Origin of the sequence: Paenibacillus sp. FSL R5-0341 (genome assembly GCF_037975235.1) — a bacterium.
Lineage (GTDB): Bacteria > Bacillota > Bacilli > Paenibacillales > Paenibacillaceae > Paenibacillus > Paenibacillus amylolyticus_A.
In genome coordinates, this window is the sequence record NZ_CP150241.1 from 4,109,954 (window position 1) to 4,122,353 (window position 12,400).

The following is a 12,400-nucleotide window of genomic DNA, read 5'->3' on the forward strand; positions in this document are numbered from 1 at the left end:
GGATCAAGGCTGTTTTTCTGTGAGTGCTTTTTCCGCGGGCACTCTTAACGTGATGATATGCATCTCCGCAGGACAACCTAGTCGGAGAGGAAGATGATTGGTACCATATCCTCTGCTAACCAGCATTTTGCCTTCTTGATGAACGTCCTCCGGACTGCGCTTCAGGGAGTACCACCCATTCGATATGGGACGATACGCTTTGCTCAGGAAGACAGGTCCGAAAAAAGGTAATACCAATTGTCCACCATGTGTATGGCCGCTCAAGATAAGATCTGCATTTTGCTCCAAGCGAAGGGCCTGTAAAGGATCATGAACGATGGCTAATTTGCAAAAACGGTCGCCGACTTGCTCTAGTAATACATCTCCCTGTTTGGAACGATAGTCTATACCGATCAGGCTCACTCTGTCGTTGCCTTTACGCAGATATACGACGTTATCCTGCAGGAGCTGAACGCCCGATTCCCGAAGGATTCGAGCAAGTTGAGCGGTACCAGCTCTCTTATCATGGTTACCATACACAGTAAAAGAAGGAGCAATGTTCGATAAGAGTTTCATATTATGTCTAACCAGAGACCAGGAGATTCCTTTTTCTGCAACGTCCCCACCGATCAGAACCCAGTCCACCTTGTTTTTAAAGTGTTCCATATCCTTCTGCTTCAGCTTGCGCTTATGAGTGTCGGAAACATACAAAATCATGACCCCGTCAAAGGAAGGTGGCAGATGAGGAACTTCAACCTCTTCTTCAATCATTTGATGAACATGGGCTTCACGCCACATATGAAAGAGTAACAAAACTCCCATCAAAATGACTAATCCTGCTAGTAAAAGCATTACCACGGCAATGGGAGGAACGTATTCAGAGCGGGTGCCCCTTCTATCCCCCACCAAACCAGACTAATTGTTAACATGACAAAAATAAAAATGAGTGAATTAACAAACCTCTTGCTCAATTTTAACCGACGTGAAGGATGTAATTCTGTCCTTGTAGGAAGAGAACCCGCTTCGGGGATCGATTCTTCCGTTGATTTTGATGTTTTTTTGGAGCGTGATGGTGCTCTCTGTGGTAGTACTGGACTTTCCAGCTTTTCTGTATAGGGCTTGCGCTGTGATCTAGGTATGGAAACGGAAGTTATTGGTGTGATTGTTCCAACTTCAGCAGCGGCTGCCGTTTCTGCAACCAGGCTTACTTGAGATGCCACCTGACGCTCGGATGTCTCTTTTTTATCCGATTGACGATGGCGCTGACTGCCATATGTCTTCATTCTGCTTAATGGCTGATTCATGATCCCCTCCGAAAACGTATCGCTAATCCGGACACCAAATCAATAATAAAGTGACATAATATAGGCGCCCATAATGTGCCGGATTGCATGTAAATCCAACCCAATCCATAACTTGAGACAAACACCCATCCTGTTGGAATCCAGTGCCGCAAATAACGAATGTGGATAACTGCAAATAAAATACTTGTCCAGTAAGGACCGATGGCATGTTGAATGGCTCCACGGAATAATAATTCCTCACATACAGCTACAATGGCTGCTATACATACAATGTGCCAGATTGGACGCCCACGGAACAACATCTCGTTAATTCCACCGTCATCCATGCTTTCCTGAGGTATAACATACGACAGTACCAAGTCCATAACAAGCATTACGCCAGCAAGACCAAGACCCCACCATATAAATTGGTAATTGTCGGGCCATGCGAGTACATCTAACAAGTTTCGTTTCTGCAATAAAATCCATACAACCCCGATTATCAGTGTCAGACCTTGTGTAAAGTATAGATTGATTAAAAGCAAACGCTCGGTAAGCTGCTGTGGCTCAGCCTTCTGAATCTTGAACTTGGGAAACTTGAATTTTTTCATCGGATGCGTCTGTCCTCTTGAGTTAAATTTGATGGATAACAATTACGTTGTCCAATCGGATAGTATACTAAATGATAGCCAAAAAACCAAATAGGTTCAAGGCCTGCCCGAAGTCCCGGTTTTGAGTCAATGCCATTACTTCATTAAAGCAATAAAATCCGGTTCACCAAACAGCATATATTCCATCTCGTTAAGGTATGTACAGTAACTGTTACATGGCTTATAGTGACTTTGACTATGTCTGAATCGAAAGACATCTGCAATCCAATTTAAAACATTTAAGCCTATTGACATGCTCATGTCAGCCATGATACATTATGAAAAAATTAGTCACGTTAAACACGATGATGGAAAAAAGATGTTGCTTCGTCTTCCAGAGAGCCGATGGTAGGTGTGAATCGGTGGCAGGCAAATGGTCTTGAGCGCTCCTGAGTTATTGCATTGAAATTGGAGTAGGTGCAATCGGTTTAGACCCGTTATCCTCTTCGGTCTTCATTGACCGCTAAGACTGTCGTTGCGAAACGGCGGTGAATTAGGGTGGTACCACGACAACTCTCGTCCCTTATTGCGCAAGCAGTATGTGGATTGAGAGTTTTTTGATTTATTTTAATGGATATCTGTGGGATCACTCTATTTGCTTCACCTTCCCCCTCTGCTGCGACACCGCGTTGTTGGGCGGAAGAATCAACCTGGTTTTAAGGAATACCTCTTCGCTGAGGTCAGACCTTGACGATATAGATACACATACCTAAGGAGGAAGAAACCATGTACAAAGTGTTAGTGTCGGACCCAATCAGTGATCTGGGGATCCAGCAACTGGTGGATGCAAATGATGTTGTTGTTGAGAAGAAAACCGGTCTTAGTGAAGATGAACTTGTTGCCATTATTGGTGATTATGATGCCCTTTTGGTTCGCAGCCAGACTCGTGTTACAGATCGTATTATGACGGCTGGTACCAACCTTAAGGTGATCGGACGTGCAGGTGTTGGTGTAGATAACATTGATCTGGAAGCTGCTACACAGCGTGGTATCATCGTTATTAACGCACCTGACGGCAATACCATCACAACCTGTGAGCACACGTTTGCCATGATGATGGCACTGGCGCGTCACATTCCTCAGGCATACGCCAAAACCATTCAAGGTACGTGGGATCGTAAAACCTTCCTGGGTGTGGAATTAAGAAATAAAACGCTGGGTGTACTGGGCATGGGACGGATCGGTAGTGAAGTTGCCAAGCGCGCCAAAGCATTCGGAATGGATATTCTTGCTTACGACCCGTTCCTCACGGAGGAGCGTGCCGAGAAGCTGCAAGTGAAGCTGGCTAGTGTGGATGATATCATTCGCAATGCGGACTTCATGACCGTTCACACGCCATTAACACCGGAAACACGGCACATGATTTCCCGTCCACAATTCGAAGTTATGAAAAAAGGCATGCGGATCATCAACTGTGCCCGTGGTGGTGTAGTTGACGAGATGGCACTTGTGGAAGCCATTGACGAAGGCATTGTTGCCGGAGCAGCATTTGATGTATTTGAAAGTGAACCACCTGCTCAGGACCACCCATTCCTGAATCACCCTAGCATTATCGTTACACCTCACCTTGGTGCATCCACTGTCGAGGCACAAGAAAACGTAGCGATCGACGTATCCGAACAAGTTCTTCACATTCTGCGCAATGAACCATTCAAGAACGCAGTTAACATGCCTGCTGTTGCACCAACTGTAATGAACAAATTGCAGCCTTATTTCAAACTGGGTGAAACACTGGGTAGTTTTGCAGCACAGATTACACAAAATGCAGTGCAGGAGATTCGGATCGACTATGCTGGTGACCTTTCTGAAGTAGATACTTCTCCTCTCACACGTTACATTGTGAAGGGTATTCTCGCCAGACATTTGGGTGGGGAAGCCAACATCGTCAACTCCATGCATCTGGCCAAAATCCGTGATCTGAATGTGGTTGTAAGCCAAACCTCTGCAACCAAAGGATTCACTAACCTGATTACCGTAACATTAGTTACAACTCAGGATGCTGAGGAACGCCGTGTAGCGGGTACATTGCTTGCAGGTTATGGAGAGCGTATCGTTCGTCTGGACAAATTCCCGGTAGATATCGCTCCGGAAAGTCATCAAATCTTGATTTCCCATAACGATAAACCAGGTATTATCGGACGTGTAGGAACTCTGCTTGGACAAAATGAGGTCAACATCGCATCCATGCAAGTGGGTCGGAAAATCATTGGTGGTGCTGCCATCATGATCCTGACCGTGGATAAAGCCGTTCCCAAAGATGTTCTTGTTCAGCTCGCTGCCCTTCCAGAAATTAATACAGCCGTTGAAATCGTGTTGGAATAGTTGCTTATCATTCAGTAAAATTCAAAAGAGACGAACCCCAAAGGGTCCGTCTCTTTTTTCGTAGTTAGCTCAAGCGGATAATGTTGAGTGTCGCACCTGGCGGTGATAGAACAGCTGTGGCCACTAGGCCGAACAATTGAAGCTGAATGGTCGAACCCGCTGTGGCAGTGATAATAAAGTCGGTTGCCAATTGGCTTAAAGAGAGCACTGGTGAGATTACACTAGCCGGTACTACAGCTCCATTAAGCAATATCCGTGATTGAACGGCGATTGCTGCTGTCAGATTAACTTTGTAACTGATATAGTATCTGCCTGCTGTAGCAAGAGTGAAGGTATCATTCCCTCCATTTACCGTAATACCTGTTCCAATATTCTGGTTTGCAGGAAGAGCAACGACTGTTCCCCCCAAAATAACAAGGATGGTACCATTCGTATTCTCAGCGTACGAAGAAGCTGCTGTGACCGACGTTCCTGTCACACCCGTTGCACCGGTACTTCCCGTTATGCCCACACCGGTTGCTCCTGTTATACCTGTGGCTCCTGTTCCTCCAGTCGCGCCAGTTGCTCCCGTGCTTCCGGTTACACCGACTCCGGTTGCCCCTGTTATACCTGTAGCTCCTGTTCCTCCAGTCGCGCCAGTTGCTCCCGTACTTCCGGTTACGCCGACTCCGGTTGCCCCTGTTATACCTGTGGCTCCCGTTCCTCCAGTCGCGCCAGTTGCTCCCGTACTTCCGGTTACGCCGACTCCGGTTGCCCCTGTTATACCTGTAGTTCCTGTTCCTCCAGTCCCACCAGTTGCTCCCGTACTTCCGGTTACGCCGACTCCGGTGGCTCCTGTTATACCTGTGGTTCCTGTTAAGCCTGCAATACCAGTTGCTCCTGTTTCACCAGTTACACCTGTTGCACCCGTGCTTCCGGTTACGCCGACTCCCGTGGCTCCTGTAATACCAGTCGCCCCTGTCAATCCGGTGGCGCCAATAGTCCCTGTTCCTCCAGTTGCTCCTGTTGTTCCCGTACTACCTGTTACACTTACTCCTGTGGCTCCTGTAATACCATTCGCCCCAGTCAATCCGGTGACGCCAGTCGCTCCTGTTCCTCCAGTTGCTCCTGTTGTTCCCGTACTACCTGTTACACTTACTCCTGTGGCTCCTGTAATACCAGTCGCCCCAGCCAATCCGGTGACGCCTGTTACTCCGGTTTCACCTGTTGCTCCTGTTGATCCCGTGACGCCTGTTACACTTACTCCTGTGGCTCCCGTTACCCCAGTCGCCCCAGTTAATCCGGTGACGCCAGTCGTTCCTGTTCCTCCAGTTGCTCCTGTTGTTCCCGTACTACCTGTTACGCTAACTCCGGTGGCTCCCGTTACCCCAGTCGCCCCTGTCAATCCCGTGACGCCAGTTGCTCCGGGTTCACCAGTACTGCCTGTTGCCCCAGCTCCGGTTGCACCCGTAACACCTGTTGCTCCTGCACCTGCGATCAACGTGTAATCCGGTGATGTTCCCGGCGTTCCCGTTGGTGATGCCACATTCGCAATATACGTACTACCGTTGAACGTCACGACTTGACCCGCTGGATACGTCGGAGCTACCGCTGGATCAAACGGTACAACTCCTGTTAAACCCGCACCAGTTACACCCGTTGCCCCTGTTACGCCAGGTGTTCCTGTCGCCCCCGTACTTCCCGTTACTCCAACTCCGGTTGCGCCCGTAACACCCGTCGCTCCTGCTCCTGCGATCAACGTATAGTCCGGTGACGTGCCCGGCGTTCCCGTTGGCGATGCCACATTGGCAATATACGTACTTCCGTTGAACGTTACGACCTGACCCGCTGGATACGTCGGAGCTACCGCTGGATCAAACGGTACAACTCCTGTTAAACCCGCACCAGTTACACCCGTTGCCCCTGTTACGCCAGGTGTTCCTGTCGCCCCCGTACTTCCCGTTACTCCAACTCCGGTTGCGCCCGTAACACCCGTCGCTCCTGCTCCTGCGATCAACGTATAGTCCGGTGACGTGCCCGGCGTTCCCGTTGGCGATGCCACATTGGCAATATACGTACTTCCGTTGAACGTTACGACCTGACCCGCTGGATACGTCGGGGCTACCGCTGGATCGAATGGTACAACTCCCGTGAGTCCTGCACCCGTTACGCCCGTGGCTCCAGTATTACCTGTCACCCCGACACCGGTTGCCCCTGTTGCTCCTACACCCGCTATTAATGTGTAGTCTGGTGAGGTACCTGGTGTTCCCGTCGGCGATGCCACATTCGCAATATACGTACTGCCATTAAACGTCACGACTTGACCCGCTGGATACGTTGGAGCTACGGCTGGATCAAACGGTACAACTCCAGCTAATCCTACGCCCGTTGCTCCAGTTACGCCGGATGCACCTGTAACTCCTGTACTTCCCGTTACTCCGATTCCTGTTGCACCCGTAACACCTGTGGCTCCTGCTCCTGCGATCAACGTATAGTCGGGTGACGTGCCCGGCGTTCCCGTTGGTGATGCCACATTCGCAATATACGTACTACCGTTGAACGTCACGACTTGACCCGCTGGATATGTCGGGGCTACGGCTGGATCGAATGGTACAATGCCACTTAAACCTACGCCTGTGGCTCCCGTTGCACCTGATACCCCTGTGGCTCCTGTAGATCCTGCACCTGCAAGCAACGTGTAGTCCGGCGAGGTGCCCGGCGTTCCCGTTGGCGATGCCACATTCGCAATATACGTACTTCCGTTGAACGTTACGACCTGACCCACTGGATACGTTGGAGCTACTGCCGGGTCAAACGGCACAACTCCATTTAAGCCGATGCCTGTGGCTCCTGTAACTCCCGTTGCTCCTGCTCCAGCTATCAACGTGTAATCCGGTGACGTGCCCGGCGTTCCCGTTGGTGATGCCACATTCGCAATATACGTACTTCCATTGAACGTTACGACTTGACCCGCCGGATACGTCGGGGCTACGGCTGGATCGAATGGTACAACTCCCGTGAGTCCTGCACCCGTTACGCCCGTGGCTCCAGTATTACCTGTCACCCCGACACCGGTTGCCCCAGTTGCTCCTACACCCGCTATTAATGTGTAGTCTGGTGAGGTGCCTGGTGTTCCCGTCGGCGATGCCACATTCGCAATATACGTACTTCCATTGAACGTTACGACTTGACCCGCCGGATACGTCGGTGCTACCGCTGGATCAAACGGTACAACTCCTGTTAAACCCGCACCAGTTACGCCCGTTGCCCCTGTTACGCCAGGTGTGCCTGTCGCCCCCGTACTTCCCGTTACTCCAACTCCGGTTGCTCCCGTGGCTCCTGCTCCAGCTATCAACGTGTAATCCGGCGAAGTTCCCGGCGTTCCCGTAGGTGATGCCACATTCGCAATATACGTACTGCCGTTGAACGTTACGACTTGACCCGCCGGATACGTTGGTGCCACGGCTGGATCGAATGGCACTATGCCAGTTAGACCTACGCCTGTCGCTCCCGTTGAACCTGACGCCCCTGTGGCTCCTGTAGGTCCTGCACCTGCAAGCAACGTATAGTCCGGCGAGGTGCCCGGCGTTCCCGTTGGCGATGCCACATTCGCAATATACGTGCTTCCGTTGAACGTTACGACCTGACCCGCTGGATACGTTGGAGCTACTGCCGGGTCAAACGGCACAACACCATTTAAGCCGATGCCTGTGGCTCCTGTAACTCCCGTTGCTCCCGCTCCGGCAAGCAACGTGTAATCCGGTGATGTGCCTGGTGTACCTGCTGGCGATGCTACATTCGCAATATACGTACTTCCATTGAACGTTACGACCTGACCCGCTGGATACGTTGGTGCCACGGCTGGATCAAATGTCACAATACCTGTCAAACCTGCACCAGTTGCTCCAGTGCTTCCCGTAACCCCTACTCCGGTTGGCCCAGTGACACCCGTGGCTCCTGCACCAGCAAGTAATGTATAATCCGGTGATGTACCCGGCGTTCCCGTTGGTGATGCTACATTGGTTATATATGTGCTTCCATTAAACGTTACAACCTGACCCGCTGGATACGTTGGAGCTACGGCAGGATCGAATGGCACTATGCCTGTCAATCCTGCACCAGTTGCTCCCGTTACACCCGATGCCCCTGTGGCTCCTGTAGGTCCTGCACCCGCAAGCAATGTGTAGTCTGGCGAGGTGCCAGGTGTTCCTGTAGGTGAAGCCACATTGGTTATATACGTACTACCGTTAAATGTCACAACCTGCCCCGCTGGATACGTTGGAGCTACTGCGGGGTCAAACGGAACTGCACCGTTTAGGCCTATGCCTGTAGCTCCAGTCGCACCTGTAACACCCGATCCTGCCAGTAAAGTATAGTCTGTTGAACTGCTTGGCGTACCTGTTGGCGATGCCACATTCGCAATGTAGGTACTGCCACCAAAAGTGACGATCTGACCCGCCGGATAGGTTGGTGCTAAAGCCGGATCGAACGGCACTATACCAGTTAATCCTACACCTGTGGCTCCTGTTGCCCCGGTCGTTCCTACACCCGTGGCTCCCGCAGCCGCAAGTAGTGTGTAGTCCGGTGAGCTTCCTGGAACTCCTACAGGACTTGCAACATTCGTAATATACGTACTACCATTAAAGGTAACGACCTGACCGGCTGGATATGTTGGGGACTGAGCTGGATCAAAAGAAGTTAATCCAGTTAATCCTACACCCGTTGCACCTGTGGCCCCCGCAGCCGCAATTAATGTGTAATCCGATGAAGCACCCGGTGTTCCTAATGGACCAGCTACACTTGTAATGTAAGTACTACCGTTATACGTAATTACCTGACCTGCAGGATACCCCGGCGCAAGCGCTGGATCAAATGCTAAGGCTCCAGTCAAACCAGCTCCGGTTGCCCCTGTTGCTCCAGTCGTTCCACCCGACAACAAAAGAGTATAGTCTGGGGAACTTCCGGGTGTACCTAAGGGACCGTTTACATTGGCAACATAAAGACTGCCCTCGTAGCTAACGACCTGCCCCTGAGCATAGGTCGGTCCAAGTGCAGGATCATATTCAGTAATATTGTTCAAACCCACACCAGGTGCTCCTGCCGGACCCTGCGCTCCCTGTGGGCCAACTGGCCCCACTGGTCCTACGGGTCCAATTCCTCCTGCTGGTCCCGCAGGCCCTTTCACCCCAGGGACGCCCGGTACGCCCGGGACTCCTGGTACACCTGGAACTCCTGGAACCCCGGGTGGGCCGGCGGGTCCAGTAATGCCCCCGGTTCCGAAAGTCGTCGTTGCCCGACTTAAGGACACAGATATCGAACGGATTAATCCCACAAGTTTATCTTTTTCTGCAGGCGGAACTTCCAGAAGTAACGTCACACTCAACAAGTCATCCAGTAAGTTTTGCAAGTTACCAGCCAGATTAATTAGAGGAACTGGGACAACCTCTGAGCCTGCAATGGTTAATTCCAATACGGCTTGCAATTCCGCCTTTACTCCGGCACGAAATCCGGAATCATTTACAAAAGTAAGCAACTGGCGCAGTCCATTCTGCAATGCCAGTACATTGGCTGAAGTCGATTGACTGATCGCAGCGGGAATAGTTACAGCTAGAGAATGAAGAATGGATTCGAACTGCTCCAGTTCACTTGATGTTATGGGGATAAATGGAGAGCCTGCTCTGAAAGATCTGCCTTCCAGAAACGCTTTAATATTGACCCTTTTTCGTTCATCGGACATGCTTAACTCAATCCTCCTCTAACTTGCTTGTTTTTCAAGCTTATGTAACATAGAGAGGAAAATTATCTTGGACACTCTTTTTAAGCAAAATAAAAACGATGATTCATGTTCCACGTTGAACAAGATTAAACGGTACTCTTCAACAAAAAAACACCCTCCATAAGAGGGTGTTCTCGCACTTTTTGTATGAAATCAGGCTATTTCGATGAATCCAGAGGAAATTGTAAAATAAACTCCGTACCTTCGCCAAGTACGCTATTCACATTAATGATGCCTTGATGGGCATCTACAATATTTTTCACAATGGCTAAACCGAGTCCTGTGCCTACACTTTCACCCCGAACGCGTGCTTTGTCTGCTTTGTAAAAGCGTTCGAAAATAAAAGGTAAGTCAGACGAAGGGATACCTACACCCTGATCCTTCACAGATACTCTTGCGAACGGAGCGCGAAGATGCGTGACCAGCTCAGCAGAGATCATTACATTTTTGCCAGTAGGCGTATGTCTGAACGCATTGTCCAGCAAATTCGTAAACACCTGCTCCAGTCGATCCTCATCTGCCTGTTGAAGTTCAATGGTTGGCTGTTTGCATTCAAACTGCAGTTGAATTCCCTGTTCTTTCGAGCGCACCGAGAACTTCCGATATACTCTATCCAGCAGTTCTCCGAGGTCAACTTCCTTCATAACCATGTCCGTGTGTCCAGCTTCCATCCGGGCAAGATCAAGCAGGTCTTTAACCAGTCTGCCCATACGCAGGGACTCATCATGAATCACCTGAATGAGTTCTTCACTCTCCTCAGGTGAGGTTGCCATGCCGTCCAGCAGCGCTTCACTGTAGCCCTGCATCATGGATAACGGGGTTCGTATCTCATGAGATACGTTAGCCACGAAGTCACGCCGCATCTTCTCCAGCCGTACTTCTTCTGTTACGTCTCTTAAGACAGCCACAGCGCCTCTGACAACACTGTCAGCATACAACGGTGCCATCTGAACAGACCACACACCCTGCTGTACATGAACATTGGAGCTTTGATCCCCGCCTTGCTCCATCACCATTCTGAATAAAGGAAGGAGGGGCTCAGGCACATCACGTGAAGACTTTCCAGAATGCTCGGCATCTTGTCCTTCGTCCATCTGTGCCCAATCCAGATCATACCAAGCCTGCATGACCTTCTCTCCTGGCGGATTCGTCAGGATAACTTTACCTTCACCATCAAAAGTAACTACCGCATCGGTCATGCTTCGAAGCACACTCGCCAGATGTTCTTTCTCATGGTTAAGGTTCCGAATGTTATCTTCCAGTTGGGCAGCCATATGATTAAATGTGTTGGCAAGTTCACCAATCTCATCACTTGTTACCAGGGAGAGGCGAGTTCCATAATTCCCTTTGCGAATCGAATTGGCTGCCTGAATCAATTGCTGCATGGGCTGTGTAATTTTGGTGAAAAGAAACAATGCAAAAAACGTCGTTAAACTGAATCCGATAATACAGATATAGGTAAAGAGCCGTTTAATATCTCTCGATTCGGATTCTGCAAAGTTCGTATCAATGTAGGGCAACAAAAAAAGACCCAGCGCTATAAGTACACAACCCACAAGGCAGATAATAGTGATCCATAACTTCCCGACCAGCGATCTCCAGAAATTAAAACTATTTCGGTACTTCCAGTTTATAACCCACACCCCACACCGTCGTAATCATGGCCGCCGATTCAGGCGATACCTTGTTGAGTTTCTCGCGAAGACGCTTCACGTGCGTATCCACGGTACGAAGATCGCCAAAGAATTCGTAATTCCATACATCTTTGAGCAGTTCTTCTCTGGAGAAAACTTTGTCTGGAGATGTTGCCAGATAGTGCAGCAATTCATATTCTTTTGGTGTAAGACTGATCTCTTCACCGCCAGCGGTTACCCTGTGGGCATCATGCTCAATAACCAGATGCGGGAACACAATGTTGTTACTCGAATTACTCTCCTTGGAGAGATATGCCGTTGCAGAAGATCGACGCAAAATCGCTTTTACGCGATAAATCACTTCACGCGGGCTGAATGGTTTTACTACATAGTCATCAGCGCCAACTTCGAAGCCCTGAACCCGGTTAATCTCTTCACCTTTTGCAGTAAGCATCAAAACCGGCGTTGATTTCACCTGACGAAGACGGGTACACACTTCAACGCCATCCATACCCGGCAACATCACGTCAAGCAAAATTAGTCCGTAGTCACCTGCTGTTGCTTTACGCAGTGCAGTTTCTCCATCCTCGGCTTCATCAATTTCATAACCTTCTTTTTCAAGATACATTTTCAAAAGCCTGCGGATTCTCTCTTCGTCATCCACGACCAGTATTCGATTCTCATGTTCAGCCATGCCTCTCCAGCCCCTTTGCAATAACTCCTCATCACTTCTATTATGTTCGATCTGGCGAACAATATTTGAATACCCTTCAATAA

General features: G+C 49.7%; 7 protein-coding genes and 1 other annotated feature. Of the genes, 1 reads left to right on the forward strand and 6 read right to left on the reverse strand.

All coding sequences use genetic code 11. The features are described from left to right. Positions 1–3: 3 nt before the first annotated feature. Genes MKX75_RS18450 through MKX75_RS18460 form a run of 3 tightly spaced genes read right to left on the reverse strand, consistent with a single transcriptional unit; the run spans position 4 to position 1,873 of the window. Positions 4–801, reverse strand: coding sequence for a metallophosphoesterase (locus MKX75_RS18450; protein WP_339170515.1), 798 nt, complete (start codon positions 799–801; stop codon positions 4–6). Between the two features lie 29 nt (positions 802–830). Then, the gene (locus MKX75_RS18455; protein WP_339166339.1) at positions 831–1,283 is read right to left on the reverse strand and encodes a hypothetical protein; all 453 of its coding nucleotides are present in this window, start codon (positions 1,281–1,283) and stop codon (positions 831–833) included. After that, positions 1,280–1,873 carry a type II CAAX endopeptidase family protein gene (locus MKX75_RS18460; RefSeq protein WP_062835217.1) on the reverse strand — a complete coding sequence of 198 codons (594 nt, stop codon included), beginning with the start codon at positions 1,871–1,873 and terminating at the stop codon, positions 1,280–1,282. The genes MKX75_RS18455 and MKX75_RS18460 overlap by 4 nt, the downstream gene beginning before the upstream one ends. 335 nt (positions 1,874–2,208) lie before the next feature. Further along, positions 2,209–2,439, forward strand: a binding site (T-box leader). Between the two features lie 199 nt (positions 2,440–2,638). On the opposite strand from MKX75_RS18460, the gene serA reads away from it, so the two are divergent. Continuing rightward, entirely contained in the window at positions 2,639–4,234 is a 1,596-nt protein-coding gene (serA, locus tag MKX75_RS18465; protein ID WP_062835218.1) for a phosphoglycerate dehydrogenase, read from the forward strand. 64 nt (positions 4,235–4,298) lie between these two features. Here serA and MKX75_RS18470 read toward each other — a convergent pair whose 3' ends face one another. The 3 genes from MKX75_RS18470 to MKX75_RS18480 all read right to left on the reverse strand — a co-directional run bounded on the left by MKX75_RS18470 (position 4,299) and on the right by MKX75_RS18480 (position 12,317). Continuing rightward, a complete protein-coding gene (locus tag MKX75_RS18470; RefSeq protein ID WP_339166340.1) occupies positions 4,299–9,950 on the reverse strand; it encodes a collagen-like repeat preface domain-containing protein in 5,652 nt (1,883 codons plus the stop codon). Positions 9,951–10,147: 197 nt separating this feature from the next. Beyond that, positions 10,148–11,545, reverse strand: coding sequence for an ATP-binding protein (locus MKX75_RS18475; protein ID WP_254847852.1), 1,398 nt, complete (start codon positions 11,543–11,545; stop codon positions 10,148–10,150). A gap of 55 nt (positions 11,546–11,600) precedes the next feature. After that, positions 11,601–12,317 (reverse strand): response regulator transcription factor, encoded by a 717-nt coding sequence (locus MKX75_RS18480; RefSeq protein ID WP_017687664.1) that lies wholly within the window; start codon positions 12,315–12,317, stop codon positions 11,601–11,603. Positions 12,318–12,400 lie beyond the last annotated feature (83 nt).

What these genes read in the sequence shown, in the direction of transcription:
- MKX75_RS18450 (WP_339170515.1), bottom strand. Translation starts at nt 801, where the DNA reads ATGGGAGTTTTGTTACTCTTTCATATGTGGCGTGAAGCCCATGTTCAT.
- MKX75_RS18455 (WP_339166339.1), bottom strand. Translation starts at nt 1,283, where the DNA reads ATGAATCAGCCATTAAGCAGAATGAAGACATATGGCAGTCAGCGCCAT.
- MKX75_RS18460 (WP_062835217.1), bottom strand. Translation starts at nt 1,873, where the DNA reads ATGAAAAAATTCAAGTTTCCCAAGTTCAAGATTCAGAAGGCTGAGCCA.
- serA (WP_062835218.1), top strand. Translation starts at nt 2,639, where the DNA reads ATGTACAAAGTGTTAGTGTCGGACCCAATCAGTGATCTGGGGATCCAG.
- MKX75_RS18470 (WP_339166340.1), bottom strand. Translation starts at nt 9,950, where the DNA reads ATGTCCGATGAACGAAAAAGGGTCAATATTAAAGCGTTTCTGGAAGGC.
- MKX75_RS18480 (WP_017687664.1), bottom strand. Translation starts at nt 12,317, where the DNA reads ATGGCTGAACATGAGAATCGAATACTGGTCGTGGATGACGAAGAGAGA.